Here is a 25,477-nt window from a genome sequence, read left to right as displayed (position 1 = left end):
CCCATCCTGGCCCGCGGAGCTGGTGGACGGCGACATCGTCATCAGGCCGATAAGGCTGCGCGACCAGCGGGCCTGGCGGGAGGTCAACCGGCGCAACCGCGACTGGCTGCGACCGTGGGAGGCGACGATTCCGCCGCCGACGCCCGGCGGGCCGCTCACGCACCGGCCCACCTACCGCCAGATGGTGCGGCACCTCCGGTCCGAGGCCCACGCGGGCAGGATGCTGCCGTTCGTCATCGAGTACCAGGGGCGACTGGTCGGGCAGTTGACGGTGGCCGGCATCACCTGGGGCTCGATGTGCTCCGGGCACGTCGGCTACTGGGTGGACGAGGCGGTGGCCGGCCGCGGGGTGATGCCGACCGCCGTGGCGATGGTGGTGGACCACTGTTTCCGCACCGTCGGACTGCATCGCGTCGAGGTCTGTATTCGCCCCGAGAACACGCCCAGTCGCCGGGTCGTGGAGAAACTCGGATTCCGCGAGGAGGGTCTCAGGCCGCGTTATCTCCACATCGACGGAGCCTGGCGCGACCATCTCGTCTTCGCGCTCACCGCGGAAGAGGTCCCGGAGGGGCTGTTGCGGCGCTGGCACCGGTCACGGGGCCGGAGTACGCGGAAGACCGGTAATTGAATAAACGTTCGAAAAGGCCAGGGTGCGACCGTCCGGAACGGATAATTTCGCGACCCTGGTAGTCGGCTGATCGCATCGGTCACAAAAAAAGTTCGAAATATCAGCCAGATCGTGCGACACACCGGCTCAATTGGCGGATGGCCTCAAGCAAACCCCTCTACCGTGTGAGGCGTGAGCAGCAGCGGCCTCATCTACGCAGTCATCGTCGGGGCCTGGGCCGCCTACTTGGTGCCGATGTGGCTCCGTAGGGAGGACGAGCTGAACGAGGCCCGTCCGACGGAACGCTTCAGCACCGCCATCCGGCTGCTGTCCGGACGGGCGGGCATGGAGCGCCGGTACGCCAAGGACCTGCGGTCGCGCTCCGCCGACGAAGCGGAGCCCGACGCCGACGCCCCGGACGCCGTCACCGACTCGGTGGACGTCCGGGCCTTCGCCGTGTCCAGAACGCGCCGGCACCCTCGCCCCGACGCACGGCAGCAGCCCGCGGCCCAGCCCGCGGAGCAGCCCGAACCGGCGTGGCAGTCCGAACCGGCGCGCCAGGAGACCGGCGGACGCCCGCACGGCCCCAGATCCGAGCAGTCCCCCGGACCCGGTGCGGCAGCGGCGCGCAAGCGCGTGCCGCAGGCCCGGCGCGCACCCGTCTCACCGGCGGCCGCGGCCCGGGCCCGGCGCACCAAGGTGCTCGCGCGCCGTCGGCGTACGACGGTGATGCTGTTCCTGGCCTTCACCCTCGGCTCGGTCGTCGCGGCGGTCGGCGGGCTCGCCTTCCTGTGGGCGCCCGGGGTGCCCGCGGTGCTGCTCAGCGCCTACATCGCCTATCTGCGTTCGCAGGAACGCCACCGGTTCGCCTTCCACATGGACCGCCGCCAGGCGGAGGTCGCCGCGCAGCGGCTGCGCGCCGGCGACCGTCGGCCGCGCCGGCGCATGCCCGCCGACCCCGCCGGCCCCGCAGGTCCCGTCGGCGACCCCGACGCCGACGAGCCGGACGAGGGACCCGAGGAGGAGCCCGACTCCGGCCTGTCGGCGCTCGCCGCGGACCGGCGCGCGCTGGTGGAGCAGACCGACCACGCCGAGTGGGTCGACCAGCAGCGCGAACGGCAGCGGCGGCCGCAGGGCGACAGCTGGGACCCGGTGCCCGTACCCCTGCCCACCTACGTGACCGCGCCGGTCGCCCCCCGCGCCACGCCCGACGTGGACCTCGCGGCGCCGGACGCCTGGAGCTCGGCACGCTCCAGCGCCGTCGCCGAGCAGGAGGACGCGGCGGCCGACCCCGGGCGGGACCACCCGGCGGCCCACACCGAGGACCGGGCGGAGACCCCGGGCCGTAGCGACGCCCGCCGCGCCGCGTCCGCCCGCCGGTCCCGGGAACGGGGCCGGACCCCCCTCTTCGACCAGTACGAGGACGGGGACCGCCCCCGCGCGGCCAACGAGTAGCCCTCCGCCGGGGCCGCCCGCTCGCCGGTCGGAAGCGATTTTTGAGCAGGCCGGTCGGGGTGCTAAAGTTTCACTCGTCGCAAGGGCCTGTGGCGCAGTCTGGTAGCGCACCTCGTTCGCATCGAGGGGGTCTGGGGTTCAAATCCCCACAGGTCCACGCACATTGGCGAAGGTCCCGTCCGATCATCACGATCGGACGGGACCTTCGTCGTTTCCGGGGCGCGCCTGTAGGCACGTATGGCCGAGATAAATCCGTGATCGGGCCTTGTGCAACCTTCACCGTTACCAGTGGGTCACCTGTGCGCGGCGTCACCGCAGTGGCGCCGTCCTGTCGTCTGGGGAACGGAAGAGAACACATGAGACGTAGCTCCCTGCGCGCGCCGTGGGCTCGCGCGGCAGTGGCCCACGTGGCCGTTGCGGGACTCGCCACGCTCGCAATGGCCGGAGTCGCACACGCGGAGGGCGGCCAGGCGCCGCTTCCCGTCACCATCACCGGTCCGGACAAGGTGGACCTGGCGCTGGACGGGGCCGAGGGCGAGCCCGGGGAGCCGCAGATCCGGCTGGGCATCACCGGGCCGGGGGAGTACGACCCGGACAGCGGCACGGACCCGGAGCCGGTCCCGAACAACGGCTACCGCGTCACCATCGACGCCACCGCGCTCAAGGGCTTCGCCGAGGTCGACCTGCCACAGTCGTGCGACGTGGACGGACTGACCGCCGTCTGCGACGCGAGCAGCCTGTACCCCGGCGACTCCTACAACCCGAGCTGGAACATCCGCCTCGACCTGAAGGACACCGCCGAGGCCGGGGACTTCGGCAAGATACAGGTGACGGGCGCGGGCGAGGGCCTGGAGTTCAACGAGCACACCGTCGACGTGCTGGTCGGCGGGCCGGAGCTGTTGAAGAAGAAGCTCCCGGCCGAACCCGAGGACTTCGAGGCCGGTGACACCTACAGTGCCCCGCTCGGCTTCCGCAACGTCGGCAGCATGTCGGCCGACGGCGTGGTGCTGCGCTTCGGCGGCACGCGCGGCCTGTCCTTCCCCGACTCGTACGACAACTGCTCGTACGCGGAGGAGAACAAGGACGACCTGATCCGCTATCAGAAGGTCGCCCTGTGCACCTTCGAGGGCGAATTCCTGCCGGGCACGGCCTACGAACTGAGCGAGCCGGTCCGGGTGAAGACCGCGGACTTCGCGCTCGGCGACATCTTCCACTACGGCTTCGACGCGGTCGGCGCCGAGGAGGCCGGCGCGCTGCGGTCGGGCGCCGACTACCGGCAGGGTTCCGGCAGGACGCTTACCCTGAAGCCGGTCAAGGGCGGCCAGAGCGGCGACTACACGAAGTACGCCGAGATCGACCTGCCCACGCAGAACAGCTACGACCTCGACCTCACCGGTGCGCGCGTCGACGGCGAGCAGGGCGAGACCGTCACGGTCGACATCGGCCTGAGCAACCACGGACCCGCCTGGATCGGGGCGCTGCGCTCGGGTGGTGAGCCGCTGGGCTTCAGCGTGCAGATCCCCGAGGGCGCGAGCGTCGTGGACAGCCCCTGCCGTCCCATGAACGGCGAGGCCACGTCCGAGTACCTCTGCTTCGCCGACACCCCGTTCCTCGAGGACGACCGGCGCACCTTCGCCTTCCAGCTCCGCATCGACAAGGTCGTCGAGGGCGCCAAGGGCAAGATCGCCCTTCCGGAGTGGGACAACCCGTGGGAGGGCGACCCGTCCAACGACGCCGGCTGGATCGTGCTGAACGGCACCGGCGACGAGGAGACGCCGGGCGACACCGGCGGTACCGGCACGGGCGGTACCGACGGCGGCGGCACGGGCGGTTCCGGCACCACGGGCGGCTCGGAGACCACGGGCGGCAGCACCGGCACGACCGGCGGCTCGGCCTCCACCGGGGGTGCCACCGGCGGCACCGGCGCGGGCGGTGCCGGGTCCACCGGCGGCACGACCGGCGGCCAGTCGCCGCAGGGCGGTCAGGACGGCCAGGGCGGCCTGCTGGCCTCCACCGGCTCCACGGCCCTGCTCGCCTCGGCCGGCGCGGCGCTGGCGCTCGCCGCGGGCGGCGTGCTCTTCGCCGTCTCACGCCGACGCGCGGCAGCCGACGCGGGGTGACGAGGACCCTGACGGGCAGGCGCTACGGGACCTGGAGAGCCTTCGCGTAGCAGAGGCTCTCCTCGTGGAAGCGGTAGAAGCCGAACTTCCCGCAGGGCTCGTAGCCGCTGGAGGTGTACAGGGCCACGGCCTCCGGCTGCTTGGTGCCGGTCTCCAGCACCATGCGGGTCCGGCCCGCCGCACGGGCGTCCTCCTCCAGGGCGGCCAGGATGCGGCGGGCCAGACCGCGCCCGCGCACCTGCTCGATCACGAACATCCGCTTCAGCTCGGCGTCCCCGTCGCGGTAACCCTCGTCGTTGGTCTCCTGGCCGCGCCAGCCGCCGGAGGCGACCGGGACGCCGTTCTCGTCGTACGCGATCAGGTACAGGCCGTTCGGCGGCGCGAAGTCCGACGGATCCAGGTGCGTGGCGTCGCCGCCGTCGCCGTAGCGGACGTCGTACTCGGCCTGGACCTCGTCGTTGAGCTTCACGGCGTCGGGGTGGTCGAAGGGGACCCGGCGTATGTTCATGCTACCTACCGTATATGGATGCGTCATCCGGAGCGGGACATCGTCCAGTGTGCCGGTATCGTGCCCTGGTGCTCACCGTGACCTCCGTAAACGTGAATGGTCTGCGCGCCGCCGCGAAGAAGGGCTTCGTGGAGTGGCTCGCCGACACCTCCGCCGACGTGCTGTGCCTCCAGGAGGTGCGGGCCGAGCCCCAGCAGCTGCCCGAACACGTCCGCACGCCCGACGGCTGGCACGTGACGCACGCCCCCGCCGCCGCCAAGGGCCGCGCCGGCGTCTCCCTCTACACCCGCCGCGAGCCCGACCGGGTCCAGGTCGGTTTCGGCTCGACGGAGTTCGACACCAGCGGCCGGTACGTCGAGGCCGACCTGCCCGGTGTGACGGTCGCCTCCCTCTACCTCCCCTCCGGCGAGGTCGGCACCGAGCGCCAGGACGAGAAGGTCCGCTTCATGGGCGAGTTCCTGGCCTACCTCAAGGAACTGCGCGAGCGCGCCGCCGCCGACGGCCGCGAAGTCGTCGTCTGCGGCGACTGGAACATCGCCCACCGGCAGGCCGACCTGAAGAACTGGCGCGGCAACACCAAGAACTCCGGCTTCCTGCCGGAGGAGCGGGAGTGGCTGGGGCGGGTCCTGGATCCGGCGGAGGGCGGCTACGTGGACGTGGTGCGCGCCCTGCACCCGGACGCCGAGGGGCCGTACTCGTGGTGGTCGTACCGGGGGCGGGCCTTCGACAATGATTCCGGGTGGCGCATCGACTACCACGTGGCCACCCCGGGGTTGGCCGCCAAGGCGGTCAAGGGCCACGTCGAGCGGGCCGCCACGCATGCCGAGCGCTGGTCCGACCACGCCCCGGTGACGGTCGTCTACGACCGCTAGGGCCTGTCCGGCGGTTCAGGTCGCAGCAAAGCGACGGCGCCTCATCAGCGCGGATGGACGTGTCCACCCCCGCGTCTGCGGCATGATCCGCCGGACAGCACACCTGGACCCCGGTCAGTCCTCGTTGGCCTGCTTCCGTATCCGCCGGTCCAGCGCCAGGGACAGTTCCGCCTCGATCACGCTGCGGGCGAGCGGGCGCAGTCGGTGGAGTTCCCCCTCGGGGGCGTGGCGCAGGATCAGGTCGGCGAAGAGGTCGGCGAGGGCGTCGGCGTGTTCGCGGACGCGGGCGCCGGCCTGGAGGACCTCGCCGAGCGGGATGCCCTCGCGGACCAGGGCCGAGGAGACCTCCAGCAGGCGGTGGCTGATGTGGACGAGTTCGTCGCCGTCGGTGCCGAGGTAACCGAGGTCCATCGCGGCGGCGAGGTTCTCGGGGGTGACCTCGCCCTCGAAGCGGGCGGCGAGTTCCTCGGGGGTGAGGCGGACGGGGGTCTCCTCGGTGGGTTCGCCGAGGCCGAGCAGGTCGCCGACGTCGCGGCCGTGGTCGAAGGCGTCGGCGAGTTCCGCGATGCCGTTCAGGGTGTGGCCGCGTTCCAGCAGTGCCGCGATGGTGCGCAGGCGGGCCAGGTGGTGGTCGTCGTACCAGGCGATGCGGCCCTCGCGGCGGGGCGGCGGGATCAGTTTGCGTTCGCGGTAGAAGCGCAGGGTGCGCACCGTGATGCCGGCCAGCCCGGCCAGTTCCTCCATGCGGTATTCGCGCTTCTCGGTCACGCCCCGACCCTAAGTCGTACCGGCGGTAACTTTCTTCGGCCCGACCCCTACCCACGAGTACGGAGCTGTTCTACTCTCCCCATTGCGCCAGTGTTCACTGGCGGAGTTCTAGGCGACGCGTGGAGGCTTCGGGATGGCCGAGCACGAGCAGGTTCAAGAACACGTGCGGGTGGCGGTGATCGGGTCCGGCTTCGGCGGGCTGGGTGCCGCCGTGCGGCTGAGGCGCGAGGGGATCACGGACTTCGTGGTGCTGGAGCGGGCCTCGAGCGTCGGCGGTACGTGGCGGGACAACAGCTACCCCGGGTGCGCCTGTGACGTGCCGTCCCACCTGTACTCCTTCTCCTTCGCGCCCAACCCGGAGTGGCCGCGCACCTTCTCCGGGCAGGAGCACATCCGCGCCTACCTGGAGCACGTGACCGACACCTTCGGGCTGCGCCCCCACCTCCGCTTCGACTCGGAGGTGAAGCGGATGGCGTGGGACGGCGAGCGGCTGCGGTGGGAGATCGAGACCGTGAGCGGCCGGCTGACCGCCGACGTCGTCGTGTCCGCGACCGGGCCGCTGTCCGACCCGAAGGTCCCGGACATCCCAGGGCTGGACTCCTTCCCCGGCAAGGTCTTCCACTCGGCCCGCTGGGACCACGACTACGACCTCACCGGCAAGCGGGTGGCCATGATCGGCACCGGAGCCTCCGCCATCCAGATCGTGCCGTCCATCCAGCCGAAGGCCGGCCGCCTCACCCTCTTCCAGCGCACCCCGGCCTGGGTGATGCCCCGCATGGACCGGTCGATCAGCGGCGCCGAGCGCGCCCTGCACCGGGCGCTGCCCGTCACCACCAAGCTGCGCCGCGGGCTGCTGTGGGGCATCCGGGAACTCCAGGTGCAGGCCTTCACCAAGCACCCGGGCGAGCTGGGCTTCGTCGAGCAGATCGCCAAGCGCAACATGGGCGCCGCCATCAAGGACCCGGCCCTGCGCGCCAAACTCACCCCCGACTACCGCATCGGCTGCAAGCGGATCCTGCTGTCGAGCGAGTACTACCCGGCGCTCGCCAAGCCCAACGTCGACGTCGTCGCCAGCGGTCTGAGCGAGGTGCGCGGCTCGACCCTCGTCGGGGCCGACGGAACCGAGGCCGAGGTGGACGCGATCATCTTCGGCACCGGCTTCCACGTCACCGACATGCCCATCGCCGAGCGCGTCGTGGGCGCGGACGGGCGGACCCTCGCCGAGACCTGGAAGGGGGGAATGGAGGCCCTGCGCGGCGCCTCGGCGGCCGGCTTCCCCAACTTCATGACGGTCATCGGGCCCAACACCGGCCTCGGTAACTCGTCGATGATCCTGATGATCGAGTCGCAGCTCAACTACATGGCCGACTACCTGCGGCAGATCAGCGTCCTCGGCGGCCGGGCCGCCCTCGACGCCCGCCCCGCCGCCGTGCGGAACTGGAACCACCGGGTGCAGGAGCGCATGAAGCGCACGGTGTGGAACACCGGCGGCTGCACCAGCTGGTACCTGGACGCGAGCGGCCGCAACACCACCGTCTGGCCCGGCACGACCGCCGAGTTCCGGCGCGCGACGCGGCGCGTGGACCTCGCGGAGTACGAGGTGCTGCGCCCGGCCGTCGCCGAGGCGGCCGCTGGGCCGCGCACGAACGCCGGCGCGGGCGCGAACGCCGAGGCGGCACCCGGTGCGGGCGCGAACGCCGAGGTGGGCGCGTGAGCCGCCTGCTGCACGTCGCCGCCGGGCCGTACGCGCCGCCCGCCCCCGCCCGCGAGCTGACCGTCACCGCCGCCGACGGCGCCCGGATACACGTCCAGGTGCACGGCCCGGAGAACGCCCCCGCGGTCGTCCTCGCGCACGGCTGGGCCTGCTCGACCGCCTTCTGGGCGGCGCAGGTCCGCGCGCTGGCCGCCGACCACCGGGTCGTCGTCTTCGACCAGCGCGGCCACGGCCGCAGCCCGGCGAACCCGGCGTGCGGCACCGAGCCCCTCGCCGACGACCTGGAAGCCGTCCTCACGGCCACGCTCGCACCGGGCGAGCAGGCCGTGATCGCCGGGCACTCCATGGGCGGGATGACGGTGATGGCCGCCGCGACCCGGCCGGCGGTGCGCGAACACGCGGCGGCCGTCCTGCTGTGCAGCACGGGCAGTTCGCGGCTGGTGGCCTCCTCGACCGTGGTGCCGCTCGGGGAGGGCCGGGTACGCACCTGGCTGACCCGGCGGATCCTCGGCTCCCGGGCGCCGCTCGGGCCGGTCACGCCGCTTGCGCGCAGGATCCTCAAGTACGGGACGATGGGCCCCGGTTCGGCCCCGCACATGGTCGACGCCTGCGCCCGCATCGTGCACGCCTGCCCGCGCAAGGTACGGCGCGCCTGGTCGGAGGTGCTGGACCTGCTCGACCTCGACCACGGGGTACGGGAGTTGACGATGCCGGTGGAGGTGGTCGTCGGCACCGCCGACCGGCTGACCCCGCCCGTGCACGCCCGCTCGCTGGCCGCCGCACTGCCCCACTGCGTGGGCCTGACGGAGCTTGTGGGCCTCGGCCACATGACGCCGGTGGAGGCGCCGGAGCTGGTCACCGGGAAGATACGCGCCCTCGCCGCCACCCACATATCCGCCGCACGCACCGAGCGTGCCGTACACGCCGAGGAGAGCGCATGAGCAGGGTGAGCCTGGAAGGGCGGGTCGCCGTCGTCACCGGAGCCGCGCGGGGCGTCGGGGAACTGCTGGCCCGCAAGCTGTCCGCGCGCGGGGTGAAGGTCGCCCTGGTCGGTCTGGAGCCGGACGAGCTCAAGCAGGTCTCCGCCCGGCTGCACAGCGAGAGCGAGCACTGGCACGCCGACGTCACCGACCACGAGGCGATGGCCCGGGTCGCGGGTGAGGTCAAGGAACGGTTCGGCAGGATCGACATCGTCGTCGCCAACGCCGGCGTCGCCACCGGCGGGCCCTTCGTCGACTCCGACCCGGAGTCCTGGCGGCGGGTCGTCGAGGTCAACCTGATCGGGTCGGCGGTCACGGCCCGCGCCTTCCTGCCGGCGCTGCTGGAGAGCCGCGGCTACCTGCTCCAGATCGCGTCCCTCGCCGCCCTCACGCCCGCGCCGATGATGAGTGCCTACTGCGCCTCCAAGTCCGGTGTCGAGGCGTACGCGCACTGCCTGCGCGGCGAGGTCGGACACCGGGGCGTGAAGGTCGGCGTCGGCTATCTGTCCTGGACCGACACCGACATGGTGCGCGGCGCGGACCAGGACGACGTCATGCGCGAACTGCGGCAGCGGCTGCCCTGGCCGTCGAACAAGACCTATCCGCTGGGCCCGGCGGTCGACCGGCTCGTGGAGGGCATCGAACGTCGCTCGGCCCACGTCTACGGGCAGTGGTGGCTGCGCGGCATGCAGGGGATGCGCGGCTACCTGCCGGCCGTCATCGGCACCGTCGGACAGCGCGAGATGCGGCGCTTCGGGGACCGGCTGAACGGCGTGCGCGTCGGGCTGGTCGGCGCGGGCGGAGCGGCCGACGAACAGCGTCCGACCAGCGCCACTACGGTCCGTAAGTGATCGACATGCGCACGGTCACGGCCCATGTGAATCTGATCGAGCCAGGCCGATCCGGCCGGGCCCGAACATCACAGGAGTGAACCCACATGGGTATGAAGGACCAGTTCCAGGACAAGGCCGAGCGCATGCAGCAGCAGGGCAAGCAGCGGGCCGACCAGGCCAGGGAGCAGTTCCCGAACCGCGACCGCCGTCGTGACGAGGACGAGATGGACCCGTCGCGCCGCCGGGACGCGGAGGAGCGTGACCCGTCCACGCGCCGCCGTGACGCGGACGAGCGGTTCGAGGAGAGCTTCGACGCCTGACGCGCCGCCGCTGAGTTGAAGGGGCGCCCCCCGTTCGTCACGGAGGGCGCCCCTTCCTCATGCCCGGGGCGGCAGCGGCGGGCGGGAGCGGTCGGGTACGTCTTCGTAACCGGGCGGCGTGGCGGGCGGGTTGGTCGCCAGCAGCTCCAGTGCCAGCCGGACCGCCTCGTCCAGCACCGGGTAGCGGCCCTCGGCCCAGTCCAGCGGCGTGCGCAGCGCCTCGACGTCGGGGGCGACGCCGTGGTTCTCCACGGACCAGCCGTACGCGTCGAACCAGGCCGCGTTCATCGGCACCGTGATCACCGTGCCGTCGCCGAGGCGGTGCCGGCCGGTCATGCCGACCACCCCGCCCCAGGTGCGCTGTCCGACCACCGGGCCGAGGCGCAGCAGTTTGAACGCGGCGGTGATCATGTCGCCGTCGGAGGACGTGGCCTCGTCCGCGACCGCCACGACGGGCCCGCGCGGGGCGTTGGAGGTGTACGACACCGGCTGCGCGTCGCGCGTCAGGTCCCAGCCCAGGATGGTGCGGGTCAGCTTCTCGATGACGAGTTCGCTGGTGTGCCCGCCCGCGTTGCCGCGCACATCCACGATCAGCGCGGGCCGGGACACCTCCATGCGCAGGTCGCGGTTGAACTGCGCCCAGCCGGAGCCGCCCATGTCGGGGATGTGCAGATAGCCGCACCGCCCGCCGCTCAACTCCCGCACCACCTCGCGGCGCTTGGCCACCCAGTCCTGGTAGCGCAGCGGCCGTTCGTCGACGAGCGGTACGACGGCGACCCGGCGGGCCGGCCCCGGGCCGCCCCCGCCCGGCGTGAAGGTCAGCTCCACCGTCGTACCGCCCGCGCCCGCCAGCAGCGGGTACGGACCCGCCACCGGATCCACCGGGCGGCCGTCGACGTGGGTCAGCGCCGCCCCCTCGCGGATGCCCGTGCCGGCCAGCGGGGAGCGGGCCTTGGAGTCGGAGGAGTCGCCGGGCAGGATGCGCTTGACCACCCAGTGGCCGTCCCGGCACACGAAGTTGGCGCCGAGCAGGCCCTGCCAGCGCTGGTAGTGCGCCGGGCCCTCGTTGCGGCGGGCGGCGGCGACGTAGGCGTGCGAGGTGCCGAGTTCGCCGAGCACCTCGCGGAGCAGGTCGGCGAACTCGTCAGGGGAGGCGACCCGTTCGAGCAGCGGCCGGTACTGGTCCAGCACCGCGTCCCAGTCGATGCCGCACATCCCGGGGTCCCAGAAGTAGGCGCGGATCAGGCGGCCCGCCTCGTCGTACGCCTGGCGCCACTCGGCGGCCGGGTCGACCTCGTGCAGGATGCGGCGCAGGTCGATCCAGGTGGTCGAGTCGCCGTCGCCCCCCTCGGTCGCCGGTACGGCGCGCAGGTCGCCCTCGTCGAGCACGACCAGGCGGGTGCCGTCGCCGCTGACCCGGAACCAGTCGAGGTGGTCGACCAGTTCGGACTTCTTCGCCTTGGCGAGGTTGAAGTGCTCCAGGGTGGGCCGCTCGCTCGGGTCCGCCGGGTTGGCGAAGGTCTCGCCGAGCGCGCCGGAGATGGGCCAGCGCAGCCAGACCAGGCCGCCGCCCGCGACCGGGTGCAGCGCCGAGTACTTGGACGCGGTGACCGGGAACGGGGTCACCCGGCTCTCCAGCCCTTCCACCTCGACGGTCACCGCGCCGCCCTCGCCGGGCTCGTCCTCCAGCGGGTCCAGGCCCCCGGCGGCGGGACGGCCCTCCGGGTTCAGCGCGAAGGGGGAGGGGGTCGCGGAGGACAGCGGCACCAGGTAGGGGCGGCAGCCCAGCGGGAAGGACAGGTCCCCGGTGTGCACGTCGTACACCGGGTCGAAGCCGCGCCAGGACAGGAAGGCGAGGTAGCGGCCGTCCCGGGTGAACACCGGGTTCTCGTCCTCGAAGCGCCCGTCGGTGACGTCGACGACGAGCGGGCCCTCCTGCCCGTCCTGCCCGTTCTGCCCGTTGATCCGGGCCATCTTGATCTGCCGCAGCGAGCGTCCGATGCCCGGGTGCGACCAGGTGAGCCAGGTCCCGTCCGGGGAGAAGGCGAGGTCGCTCACGGGACCGTTGACGGACCGGATCAGCTCGGTGACGCGGCCTGCGGCGGCTGCGGTGAGGCCGGAGGCCCTCGCCGCCGTGCCGCTGTCCCCGGCACCCTCCGTCGCGCCGTCCGGGTCCGGGTCCGCGCCGCCGCCGGTGCCGGTGTCGGCGGCCACCGTGTCCACTGCCTCCGCCGGGCTCCCCGTGTCCACCGTGTCCACCGCATCCAGCGCCTGGGCGACCTCCGCGTCCTCCTCCGAGACGTCCAGCAGCAGGAGCCGGCCGTCGTGCGAGGCGATGGCGAGTCGCTCGCCCGCCGGGTCCGAGACCAGCTCCAGGACCCGGCCCAGCCTCCCCGAGGCGAGCCGCCTGGGCGCACGGCCCCCGGTCGCGCGCGGCAGGTGGGCGATCTCGACGGCGTCCTCGCCCTCCGCGTCCGTCACGTACGCGATCCGCCCGCTCGCCCCGAGCATCTCCGGCAGCCGCACCCGCACTCCCGGGGTGTCGGCGAGGGTCCGGGCCGGGCCGTCGCGGTGGGTGAGCCAGTACAGGCTGCCGCGTACGACGACGGCGCTCGCGCGGCCCGTCTCGTCGACGGAGACGCCGCCCACGTGCTGGGCGGCGGGCACCTGGTACGTACGCCGTCCCGCGCGCGGCCCGCTCAGCCGGACGTCGAGCCGGCGCGGCACCGAGCCGGGCGCCAGGTCGTCGACGATCCACAGGTCGCCCGCGCACTGGTACACCACGCGGTCGCCGTCGCTCGCGGCGTGCCGGGCGTAACAGGCGTCGTGGTCGGTGTGGCGGCGCAGGTCGGAGCCGTCCTGGGCGCACGAGTAGAGGTTGCCGACGCCCTCGTGGTCGGAGAGGAAGGCGATCCGGCCGCCGACGAACATGGGGGAGTGCAGATGGCCCTGGAGGTCGGGCAGGAGCCGTTGCCCGTGCAGCCAGAGCCGGCCCGTGGCGCCGCCCCGGTAGCGCTTCCAGGCGGCGGGTTCGTGCGGCGGGGTGCCGGTCAGCAGGAGGGTCTTGCGTTCCCCGTCGAGGTCGGCGGCCTGGATGTCGGTGACCGGCCCCCAGGGCAGTTTGCGGCCGGGGCCGCCGTCGGGGATGACCTTGTAGGCCCAGGTCAGGTGGGAGAAGGGCTCGCCGTGCGAGGCGACGGCGAGGATGGCGGCGTGGCCGTCGGGCTCGGGGGGCGACCAGCCGCAGACCCGGGTGTCGAGGCCGCCCCAGTGGGTGAGCCGCCGTCCGGGTCCGCCGTCCACCGGCACGAGGTGGACCTCCGGCGACAGACTGCGCCAGCTGGTGTAGGCGATGTGGCGGCCGTCGGGCGAGAAGCGCGGGTGGCCGGCCTTGGTGCGGTCGACGGTGAGCCGCCAGGCACGGCCCGGACCGTCGAGGTGCGCGAGCCAGAGGTCGTCCTCGGCCACGAAGCACAGCTGGTCGCCACTGAGGTGCGGAAGGCGCAGATAACTCACCCACCCCATGCTTTGCCCGGGGCCGGACCCCGGCAACTCGGCCCGCGACTTATGAGTAGCCGACAACCGTGACCCAGACCACGAACGAAACCGTTTCGTTTCGCTAGGGGGTGGGGTACATTCGTGGTGTACGAAACGGTGTCGTTCAGACGGAGTGGGACGGAGAGGGGCGAGCGAGATGACCGAGGCAGCCACCGCGCGCCGCAGCCGGATCACTCCCGAGCGCGAGGCCGAGCTGTACGAGGCCGTGCTCGACCTGCTCCGGGAAGTCGGCTACGACGCCCTCACCATGGACGCCGTGGCGGCCCGCACCCGGTCCAGCAAGGCGACGCTCTACCGCCAGTGGGGCGGCAAGCCCGAGCTGGTCGTCAAGGCCATGCGGCACAACAAGCCCGGTGAGATCGGCGATGTCGACACCGGCACGCTGCGCGGCGACCTGCACGCCCTGATGGCCCGCGAGGACGACTGCACCATGGCCCAGAACTCCGCGCTGATGCGCGGCGTGGCCATGGCCCTCCACCAGAACCCGGACCTGCGCCAGGCCTTCCGGGACCAACTCGTCGAACCGGAGATGGCGGAGTTCCGGCACCTGCTGCAACGCGCCGTCGACCGGGGCGAGATCAGAGCGGACTGCCCGGCACTGGACTTCCTCGTGCCCATGCTGGTCGGTGCTTTCGCCACCCGCACGCTGCTCGAGGACCAGCCCCCGACCCGGGCCTTCCTCACCTCGTACATCGACGCCGTGATCCTCCCCGCCCTCGGCGCCCCCACCACCTGACACGTCACCCCCGACACGTCCCCCCCAGCTGAGCCCCACCTGACGTAACCGCTCACGTCGTCGGGCCGATCCCCCTGCCCTGAAGTTCCCACGACCTGACCGGGAGTACGCCCTCGTGGCCACGTTCCTCTACAAACTCGGCCGGCTCGCCTTCCGTCGGCGGCACTTCGTCGCCCTGATATGGGTGGCGCTGCTGACGCTCGCGGGCGTCGGCGCGGCCAGTGCCCCGCCCGCCGGCACCACCTCCTTCTCCATCCCCGGCACCGAGGCCCAGAAGGCCTTCGACCTGCTGGAGGAGCGTTTCCCCGGCACCAGCGCCGACGGGGCGACCGCACGCGTCGTCTTCAAGGCACCGTCCGGCGAGACGATGACGGACGCCGACAACAAGGCGACCGTCGAGAAGACGGTCGCCGACCTGGCCGACGGCTCCGAGGTCGCCTCGGTCGCCGACCCGTACACGGGCAACGCCGTCAGCAAGGACGGCACGATCGCCTACGCGTCGGTGAGGTACGACGTCTCCGGCATGGAGCTGGAGGACACCACCAAGGACGCCCTGGAGGACGCCGCCCAGCAGGCGCGCGACGCCGGGCTGACCGTCGAGGTCGGCGGTGACGCGCTCCAGGCCGTCCCGCACACCGGCGCCACCGAGGTCATCGGCATCGCGGTCGCCGCCGTCGTCCTCGTCATCACCTTCGGCTCGCTGGTCGCGGCCGGACTGCCCCTCCTCACGGCCCTGATCGGCGTCGGCATCGGCGTCTCCTCGATCACCGCCCTCGCCGGCGCACTGGAGCTGGGCTCCACCACCTCCATCCTGGCGATGATGATCGGCCTCGCGGTCGGCATCGACTACGCCCTGTTCATCGTCTCCCGCTACCGCGCCGAACTCGCCGAGGGACGTGAGCGCGAGGAGGCCGCGGGCCGGGCGGTCGGCACCGCCGGCTCGGCGGTCGTCTTCGCCGGCCTCACGGTCGTCATCGCCCTGGTGGGCCTCGCGGTCGTCAACATCCCGATGCTGACCAAGATGGGCATCGCGGCGGCCGGCACCGTCGCCATCGCGGTCCTGATCGCTCTCACGATGGTCCCCGCACTGCTCGGCTACGCCGGCCGCAGGGTGAAGCCGACCGGCGCGAAGAGCAAGCTCCTGGGCGGCGCCGGCAAGAAGAACGACGCGAAGGCCGACGGCAAGCCGGCCAAGGCCAACCTCGGCACCCGCTGGGCGAGCTTCGTCGTCCGCCGCCCGCTGGCCGTCCTGCTCCTGGGCGTCATCGGCCTCGGAGCCGCCGCGATCCCCGCCACCTCCCTGGAACTGGGCCTGCCCGACGACGGCTCCCAGCCGACGTCCACGACCCAGCGCCGGGCGTACGACCTCCTGTCGGAGGGCTTCGGGCCGGGCTTCAACGGCCCCCTGATGGTCGTCGTCGACGCGAAGGGCAGCGACGCCCCGAAGCAGGTCTTCACCGACGTCTCCAACGAGATCAAGGGCCTCGACGACGTCGTGGCGGTCACCCCGCCCGCCCCCAACAAGGGCGGCGACACCGCGACGATCACCGTGATCCCGGACTCCAAGCCGTCCTCCGTCCAGACCGAGGACCTGGTGCACGCCATCCGCGACGCGGGCGGCGACATCAAGGCCGACACCGGCGCGGAGACCCTGGTCACCGGCTCGACGGCGATGAACATCGACGTCAGCGAGAAGCTGAACGACGCGCTGCTGCCGTACCTGGTCCTGGTCGTCGGCCTGGCCTTCCTCCTCCTGATCGTGGTCTTCCGCTCGATCCTGGTCCCGCTGAAGGCGGCCCTCGGCTTCCTGCTCTCCGTCATGGCGGCGCTGGGCGCGGTCGTCGCGGTCTTCCAGTGGGGCTGGCTGTCCGGCCTGATGGGCGTGGAGGAGACCGGCCCGGTCATGTCGATGATGCCGATCTTCATGGTCGGCGTGGTCTTCGGCCTGGCGATGGACTACGAGGTCTTCCTGGTCACCCGCATGCGGGAGGCCCACGTCCACGGCGAGAAGCCCAACCAGGCGGTCGTCACCGGCTTCCGGCACGGAGCGAGGGTCGTCACCGCCGCGGCGGTCATCATGATGGCGGTCTTCGCGGGCTTCATCGGATCCAGCGAGTCGATGGTCAAGATGATCGGCTTCGGCCTGGCGATCGCCGTCTTCTTCGACGCGTTCGTCGTCCGCATGGCCATCGTCCCGGCGGTCCTCGCCCTGCTCGGCAAGAAGGCCTGGTGGCTGCCGAGGTGGCTGGACCGCGCGCTGCCCAACGTGGACGTCGAGGGCGAGGGCCTGCGCACGGCCGAGGAGCGGGGCTCGGGTCCCGACGAGGACCGGGAGCTGGCACGCACCTGACGCGCCACCTCTGACAGGAGGACGACAGACCAGCCGGTGAGGGCTCCGTGGGGACGGGGTTGCCCTCACCGGCTTCCTCTGTCACGAAGTGACCGTCGGGGCGGCCCGGAGTGACGGGTGGCCGGCGGGTTCGTCCGCGGCCATGTCCTCGCGCAGCACGCTGTAGCGCACGACGTCCCTCCACCGCCCGTTCCGGAAGACGGTGCTGCGCAGCACGCCCTCACGAGTGAAGCCGGACTTCTCCAGCGCGCGCCGCTCGGCGATGTTCCGCGTCTCGGTGTCCGCCTCGAGTCTGACCACGGGTGTGTGTGCGAACAGGTATTCCACCAGCAGTCGTTGGGCCCGGGTGCCGGCACCGCGGCCCCGGGCCTCCGGCAGCAACTGGGCCCCGATGTTCCAGCAGTACGAGTTCCGCGAGGTCACGACCTTTCGCCACGCCACGAAGCCGAGTGGGTCCGCGCCGGACACCACCATCAGCAGCCCCCCGTCGTCACCCAGCAGCCCGTCCTGCGCCCAGCGACGACGCCAGCGCCCCGGGTCCGACCAGCCCAGCCATTGGAACGGTCCGGCCGCCTCCGGATCGGTCAGGAATCGCTCGAGCACCGACAGGTCGTCCTCGGCCGCCGGCCGCAGTATCACGGGATCATCGCTCATTCCGGTCACCCTACGTTCGACCGCGAGGGCCGGCGGGCGACCAGCGGTCTCGGCGGCGCCGCACGGTCTCCCGCTCCGCCTGCGACGGTTTCCGACGGACAATCCCGGTCGCCTGCTACGTACACCCACCGCTACCGTGCCGCTCATGACTACGACCGACGGCACCTCCCACGCCGAGCCCTCCGCCGCCCACCCCCGCTTCGCCGAGGCCCTGCGCGGACTCGGCCTCGGTGACCTGGCCGGACGGGCCCGGCGCTTCCCCGAGGCCACCCGCACCGCCGCCGAGGCCGCGGCCGCCATCGGGTGCGAGCTGAGCCAGATCTGCAAGTCGCTCGTCTTCGCCGCCGACGGCGTGCCCGTACTGGTCCTCATGGACGGCGCCTCACGCGTCGACCTGGAGCGGGTCCGGGAGGAGCTCGGCGCGGAGAAGGTCACGCGGGCCAAGGCCGACGTCGTACGGGAGACCACCGGCTACGCCATCGGCGGCGTGCCGCCCTTCGGGCACCGGAGCAGGACCCGGGTACTCGCCGACCGCTCCCTCCTCGCCCACGAGGTCGTCTGGGCCGCCGCCGGCACCCCGTACGCCGTCTTCCCGATGGAACCCAAGGAGCTCGTCGCCACCGCCGGCGCCACCCTCGTGGACGTGCGCGAGCGCTCCGAGTGACACCCCTGGTCACCGGCGCCGTCCTGCTCGCCGCGGTCACGCACGCGAGCTGGAACGCCATCGCCCACCGGATCACGGACAAGCTGACCGGCTTCGCGCTGATCTCGGGCGGCGGGATGCTCATCGGGCTCGCGCTGCTGCCGTTCACGGCGTTCCCGGCGGCCGGCGCGTGGCCGTACCTTCTCGTCTCCGCAGCGATCCACATCGCGTACTACGCCCTGCTGATGCGGTCCTTCCGGCTGGGCGACTTCGGCCAGGCCTACCCGATCGCCCGCGGCAGCGCGCCGCTGCTGGTCACCGTCCTCGCCGCCGTCTTCGCGCACGAGGTGCCGGACGGCTGGGCGACCGGGGGCGTCCTGGTGTCCTGCGCGGGGCTGACCGGCGTCGCCCTGTGGGGGCTGCGCGGGCGCCGGCCCGACTGGGCGGCGATCGGCGCGGCTCTGGCGGCCGGGGCGACCATCGCGGCGTACACGGTCGTCGACGGGCTGGGCGTACGCGCCTCCGGGTCCTCCCTCGGGTACATCGCCTGGCTGATGGCGGTGCAGGGGACGGTCCTCCCGGCGTACTTCCTGTACCGCCACCGCACCGGTGCCTGGGCGCTGCTGCGGCCGCACGCCGGTCTGGGACTGCTCGGCGCGGGCCTGTCCGTCGCCGCGTACGCGCTGGTCCTGTGGGCCCAGACCCGCGCCGCCCTCGCGCCGATCGCCGCCCTGCGCGAGTCCTCGATCCTGGTCGGCGCGGCGATAGGGGCCCTCTTCTTCAAGGAGCGGTTCGGCGCTCCCCGGATCGCGGCGGCGGGCCTCCTCGTCGTCGGGATCGGACTGATGCTGCACACGGGATAGACCGGCCGCGGGACACACCGCCGCCCGGCAGCCGGACCGCCGCGCGATAGTGCGCACGGCGGCTGCGAGGAGCACCCTGGAAGCAGGTGTTTTGGAGGTGATCGTCATGATGCACACCGCAGTGGGATGGCATGTCGAGCTGGAGTTCATGGAGGACGACCAGCACACGCGGGCGGTCGCGATGGTGCGGCTCCCCGACGGCAGCGAGGTCCGCGGCCATGGCCACGCCAGCCGCCACCGCGTCGACTCCCATCAGCCGAGGGTCGGCGAGGAGGTCGCGGGGGCGCGTGCTTTGAACGAGCTGGCGATGCAACTGCTCACCAAGGCGCACGACGAGATCGACGCGGCGTCGGGGAGGACCTCACACCCCATCCACGTCTGAGCCGGTCCGCCGGAGTGACGCCCGCACCGCACGCACCAGCGCCTGCGCCCGCGGGTCCGCCGTCACGGTCTTGCGGAAGCCGTTGGTGACATACCCGAAGGCGATGCCCGCCTCCGGGTCGGCGAAGCCGAGCGCGCCGCCGCGGCCCGGGTGGCCGAAGGAGCCGGGGGACAGGAACGGGGACGCGCTGCCGTGCAGCATGTAGCCGAGGCCGAAACGGGTGCCCACGACGAGGATCCGGTCCGGCCCGGCCGACTCCTCGGCGCGGGCCCGCTCCAGCGTCGCCGGGTCGAAGAGCCGCGCGTGCCGCGTCACGCCGTCGACCTCGCCGATCAGCGCCGCGTAGAAGCGGGCCAGCGCGTCGGCCGTCGCGATGCCGTTGGTCGCGGGGAGGGCCGCCGCCCGGTACGCCGGGTCGTTCTGGTCGGGGAACGGCGTGATCGCGGCGAAGGCGCGGCGGGTGAGGGAGCCCGGGTCCTGGTAGGCCTCGGTGACCGCACGCTTGGGGCGCAGGCGCGGGCCGCTCCCCGACGGCTCGGGGTCCTCGACGCGCCCGACCCGCCCGGCCCGGCCCGCCGCCTCCTCCGCGGCGGGCAGCCCCAGCCACAGGTCCAGGCCCAGCGGCCGCGCGATCTCGTCCGCGATCCACTCGCCGGTGCTCCGCCCGCCCGTCGCCCTGCGGACCAGTTCGTCGAGCAGCCAGCCGTACGTCAGCGCGTGGTAGCCGTGGTCGGTGCCGGGTTCCCAGACGGGTGCCTGGGCGGCGACGGCCTGCGGCCCGCGCAGCGGGTCGAGAGCCTCGTCCGGGGTGAGCGGACGGTCGAGGACCGGCAGCCCGGCCCGGTGGTTCAGCACGTGCCGGACCAGCACCCGCTCCTTGCCGTGCGCCTTGAACTGAGGCCAGTACTCGCCCACCGGAGCGTCCAGGTCCAGCTCCCCGCGCTGGTGCAGCAGCAGCGGTACGGCGGCGGCGACGCCCTTCGTGGCCGAGCGCACGACCTGGGCGGTGCCCCGGCGCCACGGTTCGCCGCCGGCTGTGTCATCGACGTTCCTGGTGCCGCCCCACAGGTCGACGACCTTGCGCCCGTCCCGGTAGACGGCGACCGCCGCGCCCCGGTCCCCGAGCGCCGCGAAGTTGCGTGCGAACGCGTCCCTGACCGGCTCGAAGCCCTCGGCCACTGTGCCGTGCACGTCAACGTCCGTGTCCGCGTCCACGTTTCCGGGTCCCTTCCGATCGCCTGCGACAGTGGGTGCAACCGTCGCCGGTCCCCTGCGATTCCTCACCCGCTCGCCGACACCGACCGCGGGTCGAAGCCGAAGGGCAGTTCCAGGCGGTGGGCGCGCATCAGCTCGTCGTCGGAGAGCAGGCCGGCGGTCGGGCCGTCCGCCGCGATCACGCCGTCGCTGAGGATCAGTGCGCGGGGGCACAGCTCCAGGGCGTAGGGCAGGTCGTGGGTGACCATCAGGACGGTGACGTCCAGGGAGCGCAGGATGTCGGCGAGTTCGCGGCGGGAGGCCGGGTCCAGGTTGGACGAGGGCTCGTCCAGGACCAGGATCTCCGGCTCCATGGCGAGCACGGTCGCCACCGCCACCCGGCGTCGCTGGCCGAAGGAGAGGTGGTGCGGGGGCCGGTCCTTGAACTCCGCCATGCCGACCAGGGCGAGCGCCCGGTCCACGCAACGCTCCAGCTCCGCCCCCTTCAGCCCGGCCGCCGCCGGTCCGAACGCCACGTCCTCGCGCACGGTCGGCATGAAGAGCTGGTCGTCGGGGTCCTGGAAGACGATGCCGACCCGGCGCCGGACCTCCGCCATGTTCCGCTTGTCCACGGGCAGCCCGGCGACGGTGACCGTGCCGGTGCCACCGGTCAGGATGCCGTTGAGGTGGAGGACGAGCGTCGTCTTGCCCGCGCCGTTCGGGCCGAGCAGCGCGACCCGCTCGCCGCGGGCGACGGAGAAGTCCACGCCGAAGAGGGCCTGATGCCCGTCGGGGTAGGCGTAGGCGAGGCCGGAGACCTCCAGAGAAGCTGTCACAGCACCCATCACAGCACCCATCCCAGCAGACAGACGACGAGCGCCGCACACGGGAGGGCCAGCGCGTACGACCACTGCGCCCGGGACGCGGTCACCTCGTCGATCACCGGCATCGAACCGGCGTACCCGCGGCTGACCATGGCCAGGTGGACGCGCTCGCCGCGCTCGTAGGAGCGGATGAACAGCGCCCCGGCCGACTTGGCGAGCACGCCCCAGTGCCGGACGCCCTTCGCCTCGAAGCCGCGCGACTCCCGCGCGATCCGCATCCGGCGCATCTCGTCCGCGATGACGTCCCCGTACCGGATCATGAAGGACGCGATCTGCACCAGCAGCGGCGGCAGCTTCAGGCGCTGGAGGCCGAGCAGGAGTTCACGCAGCTCGGTGGTGGAGGCGAGGAGCACGGAGGCGGCGACGCCCAGGGTGCCCTTGGCCAGCACGTTCCAGGCGCCCCACAGGCCGTTCACGCTCAGCGACATGCCGAGCACCTCGACCCGCTCGCCCTGGGCCACGAACGGCATCAGCACCGCGAACGCGACGAACGGCACCTCGATCAGCAGCCGCCCCAGCAGGAAGCCGGCCGGGACCCGGGCGGCGTACGCCACCGCCGCGAGCAGCAGCGCGTAGAGGCCGAAGGCCCACATCGCCTCGCGGGGCGTCGACACCACGACGATCACGAAGGCGAAGGTCGCGGCGAGCTTGGTGTGCGGCGGCAGACCGTGCACGGGGGAGTGCCCGTGCCGGTAGAGCCGGTGCGCGTGCCCTGCGCCCACGTCAGGCGCTCGTGTCCGTGCGGTCCGGGACGCTCGTCGGCGAGGCGTCGTCGCCGCGCCGCCTGCGCACCGACCAGAACACCGCGCTGCCCGCGACGACCGTGACGCCGACGCCGATCACGCCCGCCAGGCCGCCGGAGACGCGGGCGTCGGTGATGTCCTCGACGCCGTAGTCGGCGAGCGGGGAGCCGGCGCTCGCGTGCTCCTCGGCCTTCTCGTCGATGCCCTTGTCGGCGGCGACCTTCTCCAGGCCGTCGGGGTCGGCGGAGGCGTAGAAGCTGACGAAGCCGGCGAGGACCAGCGAGGTGACCAGGCCCGTGATCCACAGCTTGCGGTGGGAGCGGGCGGCGGCGGGCGCGGTGGCCGGCTCGGCGTCGGGGACGTCGACGAGTTCGCCGTTCACGCGCAGCTTGAGCTTCCGCGTGAGGCCGCGCGCCCCGTACACGAGGTCCGGGCGTACGGCGATGACGGCGCCGACGGTCAGTGCGGTGATCGCGGCCTCGCCGATGCCGATCAGCACGTGCACGCCGACCATCGCGGTGGCGACCTTGCCGATGGCGACGTCGGTGGTGCCGCCGATCCAGTACAGGAACGTGAAGGCGAGTGCGGCGGCCGGTACGGAGACGAGGGCGGCCACGAAGGAGGCGACGGTGACCGAGCGGCGCGTGCGCGGCAGGACCTTCACCAGGCCCCGGAAGAGGGCGTAGGCGACGACCGTGGTGACGATCGCCATGTCGGTGATGTTCACGCCGAGCGCGGTCAGGCCGCCGTCGGCGAAGAGGATGCCCTGCATGAGCAGGACGACGGAGACGCACAGCACCCCCGTGCAGGGGCCCACCAGGATCGCGGCGAGGGCACCGCCGAGCAGATGTCCGCTGGTGCCGGCGGCGACGGGGAAGTTCAGCATCTGCACCGCGAAGATGAACGCCGCGACCAGCCCCGCCAGGGGCGCGGTCCGCTCGTCCAGCTCGCGTCGCGCGCCGCGCAGGCTGACCGCGATGGCGCCCGCGGCGACGACTCCGGTCACGGCGGAGGTCGGGGCGTTGATGAATCCGTCAGGTACGTGCACGACTCGATGATAGGGACCAGTTGCAACCCCTTTGCAAGAGCGAGGTAAAGGCTGATCTCACATGTGATATACGCCTCGAAGGGCGTGGTACGGGAAATATGGGACATTGGAGAAGGGGTGGAAGCAGAGCATTCGCACAGGTGGCACAGCGCAAGGGGCGATCCGATGTCCGTTGTCGAACAGTACGCACGAGCCCACGTTCTGACGGACGCGGACCTTCCGGACGAGGACGACGGCGGAGCGATACCCGTCGTGCTGCGCTACGACCCCGACCACGACCCGCGGTCGGTGTGCGTCGGACTGCCCGCGCGGGGCCGCGGTCCGGGCCCCGCCTTCCGTGAGTGGACCTTCGACCGGGCGCTGCTGGAACAGGGCCTGCGCGCCCCCGCCGGGAGCGGCGAGGTGCGGGTGTGGCCGTGCGGGCGGGTGCAGGCGGTCGTCGAGTTCCACACCCCGCAGGGCTGCTCCGTGGTCCAGTTCGAGACCAAGGCGCTCATCCGGTTCCTGCGCCGGACCTACACGGCGGTGGCCCAGCCGGTGGCCCACTGAGCCACCGGCCGCACGTGCCCACGCCGATGCTCAGCCGGCGTTCTTCAGCAGCGCCGCGACGATCGGGCCCGCGGACTCGCTGCCGTGGCCGCCCTGCTGGACCACGCCCGCCGCGGCCAGGTCGCCCTTGTACGCCGTGAACCAGCCGTTGGGCTTCTCCTGCCCGTCGACCTCCGCCGAGCCGGTCTTCGCACCGGCGTCACCGCCGACCCCGGCCATCGCCTCCGCGGCGGTGCCCGCCGCCGCCGTGTAGGACATCAGCTCGCGCAGCTGCGCCAGCGTCGACGACGACATCGTCCGGGAGGCCGTGGCGAGCTTGCGCCCGTCGACCGACGGGGCGACCAGGTACGGCTGGTGGAAGCTGCCCGACTTCACGGTCGCCGACACGGACGCCATGTTCAGCGGGTTCATCCGCACCCCGCCCTGGCCGATGAGGGAGGCGGCCATCGGGGCCGCGCTCTGCACCGGCACCGAGCCGTCGAAGGTGGGCACGCCGACCGACCAGTTGTTCATCGACAGGCCGAACACCTCCTTCGCCTGCTTGGTCAGGTCGTCGTTGGCCAGCTCGGGGGCCTGGCTGATGAAGGCGGTGTTGCAGGAACGGGCGAAACTCGCCTTGAAGGTGCCGTCCTTGATCTCGAACTTGTCGTCGTTCTGGAACTTCCAGCCGCCGTAGCTGAAGTACTTCGGGCACGGGTGCTTCTTGTCCGTCGACGCCAGGTTCTTCTCGATCAGCATCGAGGCGGTGACGACCTTCATCGTGGAGCCGGGCGCCAGCGAGCCCTGGAAGGCGGTGTTGAAGCCGTGTCCGCCGTTGGCGACCGCGAGGACCTCACCCGTGGAGGCGCGCAGCAGGACCACCGACGCCCGCGCCTTGCCGGCCACCTGCTTCTCGGCGGCGGCCTGGAGGGCGGGGTCCAGGGTCGTCCGCACGGTGCCGGGCGTGCCCTCGCTCAGCTCCAGCAGCGTCTTGTCGGAGGCCTTCGCCGCCTTCGACTCCTTGCCGCGGACCACGCGCAGCTCGATGCCCGGGGTGCCGCCGGCCTGCTCGCCGTACTTCTCGCGCAGGCCGTCCAGGACGGTGCCGAGCGACGGGTACTTCGCGGCGGTGATCTCCGCGCCGTCCCGGTCCAGCGCCTCGACCGGCGGGGCCCCGGCCTCCCCGGTGACCAGCTTGTCGCCGTCCTTCAGCTCCGGGTGGACGACGGCGGAGTGCCAGTCGACGCGCGGCTCGCCGTCGCCGGCCCGGCGGACGACGGTCAGCGCGCTGTCGTACGCCAGAGGCTTCGTCGTCTTCTCGTGCGCGACGGTGGCCTTCACGGCGAACGGGACCTTCTCCCCGGCCGGGGTGCCCGCGGTGAGGGTGACGTCCTTGACCCGGGCGTCCTTGGCGTAGCCGGTGAGCAGGGCCTTCGCGGCCTCGGCGTCGTCGGTCGCGGCGGCCGCCCCGGCGACGTCGCCCTGCTGCCAGGCGGTCAGGAACCGCTGGGCCGTCGAGGTGACCTCGGCCGCCGTGAGGGGGCCCGACTTCACCTCCTCCCCGGCCGCGGACGTCGTCCGGGCGCCGTCCTCGGTGCCGGCCCCGCCGCCGTACACCGCGTAGGCGCCGAATCCGGCGCCGGCCACGACCACCGCGGCCACGCTGCCGATCACGGCGGGTTTCGTCCTCCGCCGCTCGCCGGCGGCCCTTCTGCTG

23 protein-coding genes and 1 tRNA gene are annotated in these 25,477 nt (G+C 72.6%); 15 read left to right on the top strand and 9 right to left on the bottom strand.

Translation table 11 applies throughout. From position 1 onward, the window contains the following. Window positions 1-19: 19 nt before the first annotated feature. The 4 genes from ACFW48_RS07670 to ACFW48_RS07655 all read left to right on the top strand — a co-directional run bounded on the left by ACFW48_RS07670 (window position 20) and on the right by ACFW48_RS07655 (window position 4,182). Complete coding sequence (locus ACFW48_RS07670) at window positions 20-628, top strand: GNAT family N-acetyltransferase (RefSeq protein ID WP_386312061.1); 609 nt, start codon at window positions 20-22, stop codon at window positions 626-628. Between the two features lie 171 nt (window positions 629-799). Beyond that, on the top strand, window positions 800-2,062 hold the full coding sequence (gene glpR, locus ACFW48_RS07665) for a gephyrin-like molybdotransferase receptor GlpR (protein ID WP_386311367.1): 1,263 nt from the start codon (window positions 800-802) through the stop codon (window positions 2,060-2,062). 83 nt (window positions 2,063-2,145) lie between these two features. After that, window positions 2,146-2,219 (top strand) — tRNA-Ala (locus ACFW48_RS07660). 199 nt (window positions 2,220-2,418) lie between these two features. After that, complete coding sequence (locus ACFW48_RS07655) at window positions 2,419-4,182, top strand: hypothetical protein (protein WP_386311365.1); 1,764 nt, start codon at window positions 2,419-2,421, stop codon at window positions 4,180-4,182. Window positions 4,183-4,204: 22 nt separating this feature from the next. On the opposite strand, the gene ACFW48_RS07650 is transcribed toward ACFW48_RS07655, so the two are convergent. Beyond that, window positions 4,205-4,690, bottom strand: coding sequence for a GNAT family N-acetyltransferase (locus tag ACFW48_RS07650; RefSeq protein ID WP_386311363.1), 486 nt, complete (start codon window positions 4,688-4,690; stop codon window positions 4,205-4,207). Window positions 4,691-4,758: 68 nt separating this feature from the next. On the opposite strand from ACFW48_RS07650, the gene ACFW48_RS07645 reads away from it, so the two are divergent. Continuing rightward, entirely contained in the window at window positions 4,759-5,562 is an 804-nt protein-coding gene (locus tag ACFW48_RS07645) for an exodeoxyribonuclease III (RefSeq protein ID WP_386311362.1), read from the top strand. A gap of 114 nt (window positions 5,563-5,676) precedes the next feature. On the opposite strand, the gene ACFW48_RS07640 is transcribed toward ACFW48_RS07645, so the two are convergent. Next, on the bottom strand, window positions 5,677-6,330 hold the full coding sequence (locus ACFW48_RS07640; RefSeq protein WP_386311361.1) for a MerR family transcriptional regulator: 654 nt from the start codon (window positions 6,328-6,330) through the stop codon (window positions 5,677-5,679). 133 nt (window positions 6,331-6,463) lie between these two features. Between ACFW48_RS07640 and ACFW48_RS07635 the strand changes: the two genes are divergently transcribed. The 4 genes from ACFW48_RS07635 (at window position 6,464) to ACFW48_RS07620 (ending at window position 10,177) form a co-directional block, all read left to right on the top strand. Then, window positions 6,464-8,044, top strand: a complete 1,581-nt coding sequence (locus ACFW48_RS07635; RefSeq protein WP_386311360.1) for a flavin-containing monooxygenase — start codon at window positions 6,464-6,466, stop codon at window positions 8,042-8,044. Next, on the top strand, window positions 8,041-8,985 hold the full coding sequence (locus tag ACFW48_RS07630) for an alpha/beta fold hydrolase (RefSeq protein ID WP_386311359.1): 945 nt from the start codon (window positions 8,041-8,043) through the stop codon (window positions 8,983-8,985). Before ACFW48_RS07635 ends, ACFW48_RS07630 begins: the two co-directional genes overlap by 4 nt. Next, window positions 8,982-9,875 carry an SDR family oxidoreductase gene (locus tag ACFW48_RS07625; RefSeq protein ID WP_386311358.1) on the top strand — a complete coding sequence of 298 codons (894 nt, stop codon included), beginning with the start codon at window positions 8,982-8,984 and terminating at the stop codon, window positions 9,873-9,875. Before ACFW48_RS07630 ends, ACFW48_RS07625 begins: the two co-directional genes overlap by 4 nt. A gap of 86 nt (window positions 9,876-9,961) precedes the next feature. After that, window positions 9,962-10,177: a hypothetical protein gene (locus ACFW48_RS07620; protein WP_386311357.1), complete on the top strand. Its 216-nt coding sequence runs from the start codon at window positions 9,962-9,964 to the stop codon at window positions 10,175-10,177. A 57-nt stretch (window positions 10,178-10,234) separates the two neighbouring features. On the opposite strand, the gene ACFW48_RS07615 is transcribed toward ACFW48_RS07620, so the two are convergent. Continuing rightward, complete coding sequence (locus ACFW48_RS07615; RefSeq protein ID WP_386311356.1) at window positions 10,235-13,702, bottom strand: S41 family peptidase; 3,468 nt, start codon at window positions 13,700-13,702, stop codon at window positions 10,235-10,237. 169 nt (window positions 13,703-13,871) lie between these two features. Here ACFW48_RS07615 and ACFW48_RS07610 point away from each other — a divergent pair, with 169 nt between their 5' ends. Beyond that, complete coding sequence (locus tag ACFW48_RS07610; protein ID WP_386311355.1) at window positions 13,872-14,471, top strand: TetR/AcrR family transcriptional regulator; 600 nt, start codon at window positions 13,872-13,874, stop codon at window positions 14,469-14,471. 115 nt (window positions 14,472-14,586) lie between these two features. Then, window positions 14,587-16,821, top strand: coding sequence for an MMPL family transporter (locus ACFW48_RS07605; RefSeq protein ID WP_386311354.1), 2,235 nt, complete (start codon window positions 14,587-14,589; stop codon window positions 16,819-16,821). 81 nt (window positions 16,822-16,902) lie between these two features. On the opposite strand, the gene ACFW48_RS07600 is transcribed toward ACFW48_RS07605, so the two are convergent. Continuing rightward, window positions 16,903-17,475: a GNAT family N-acetyltransferase gene (locus ACFW48_RS07600; protein ID WP_386311353.1), complete on the bottom strand. Its 573-nt coding sequence runs from the start codon at window positions 17,473-17,475 to the stop codon at window positions 16,903-16,905. A 145-nt stretch (window positions 17,476-17,620) separates the two neighbouring features. Between ACFW48_RS07600 and ACFW48_RS07595 the strand changes: the two genes are divergently transcribed. From ACFW48_RS07595 to ACFW48_RS07585, 3 genes are all read left to right on the top strand, one after another. Continuing rightward, the gene (locus ACFW48_RS07595) at window positions 17,621-18,139 is read left to right on the top strand and encodes a YbaK/EbsC family protein (RefSeq protein ID WP_386311351.1); all 519 of its coding nucleotides are present in this window, start codon (window positions 17,621-17,623) and stop codon (window positions 18,137-18,139) included. Then, window positions 18,136-18,981, top strand: a complete 846-nt coding sequence (locus ACFW48_RS07590; protein WP_386311349.1) for an EamA family transporter — start codon at window positions 18,136-18,138, stop codon at window positions 18,979-18,981. The genes ACFW48_RS07595 and ACFW48_RS07590 overlap by 4 nt, the downstream gene beginning before the upstream one ends. A gap of 106 nt (window positions 18,982-19,087) precedes the next feature. Beyond that, window positions 19,088-19,363: a DUF1876 domain-containing protein gene (locus ACFW48_RS07585; protein ID WP_121747813.1), complete on the top strand. Its 276-nt coding sequence runs from the start codon at window positions 19,088-19,090 to the stop codon at window positions 19,361-19,363. Here ACFW48_RS07585 and ACFW48_RS07580 read toward each other — a convergent pair. From ACFW48_RS07580 to ACFW48_RS07565, 4 genes are all read right to left on the bottom strand, one after another. Next, window positions 19,343-20,578: a serine hydrolase domain-containing protein gene (locus ACFW48_RS07580; RefSeq protein ID WP_386311347.1), complete on the bottom strand. Its 1,236-nt coding sequence runs from the start codon at window positions 20,576-20,578 to the stop codon at window positions 19,343-19,345. The genes ACFW48_RS07585 and ACFW48_RS07580 overlap by 21 nt on opposite strands. Before the next feature lie 65 nt (window positions 20,579-20,643). Beyond that, on the bottom strand, window positions 20,644-21,402 hold the full coding sequence (locus ACFW48_RS07575; protein WP_386311345.1) for an energy-coupling factor ABC transporter ATP-binding protein: 759 nt from the start codon (window positions 21,400-21,402) through the stop codon (window positions 20,644-20,646). Continuing rightward, complete coding sequence (gene cbiQ / locus ACFW48_RS07570; protein WP_386311344.1) at window positions 21,402-22,163, bottom strand: cobalt ECF transporter T component CbiQ; 762 nt, start codon at window positions 22,161-22,163, stop codon at window positions 21,402-21,404. The genes ACFW48_RS07575 and cbiQ overlap by 1 nt, the downstream gene beginning before the upstream one ends. 1 nt (window position 22,164) lies before the next feature. Next, window positions 22,165-23,232, bottom strand: a complete 1,068-nt coding sequence (locus ACFW48_RS07565; RefSeq protein ID WP_386311342.1) for an energy-coupling factor ABC transporter permease — start codon at window positions 23,230-23,232, stop codon at window positions 22,165-22,167. A 165-nt stretch (window positions 23,233-23,397) separates the two neighbouring features. Here ACFW48_RS07565 and ACFW48_RS07560 point away from each other — a divergent pair, with 165 nt between their 5' ends. After that, entirely contained in the window at window positions 23,398-23,781 is a 384-nt protein-coding gene (locus tag ACFW48_RS07560) for an SsgA family sporulation/cell division regulator (protein WP_386311340.1), read from the top strand. A gap of 30 nt (window positions 23,782-23,811) precedes the next feature. Here the strand turns inward: ACFW48_RS07560 and ACFW48_RS07555 are convergent, their stop codons facing one another. After that, complete coding sequence (locus tag ACFW48_RS07555; RefSeq protein ID WP_386311339.1) at window positions 23,812-25,434, bottom strand: penicillin-binding transpeptidase domain-containing protein; 1,623 nt, start codon at window positions 25,432-25,434, stop codon at window positions 23,812-23,814. Window positions 25,435-25,477 lie beyond the last annotated feature (43 nt).

It is taken from the genome of Streptomyces sp. NPDC058812 (assembly GCF_042744565.1).
GTDB lineage: Bacteria > Actinomycetota > Actinomycetes > Streptomycetales > Streptomycetaceae > Streptomyces > Streptomyces thinghirensis.
Note: the sequence above shows the minus strand (reverse complement) of the source record. Positions and strands in the feature narration are given on the sequence as shown.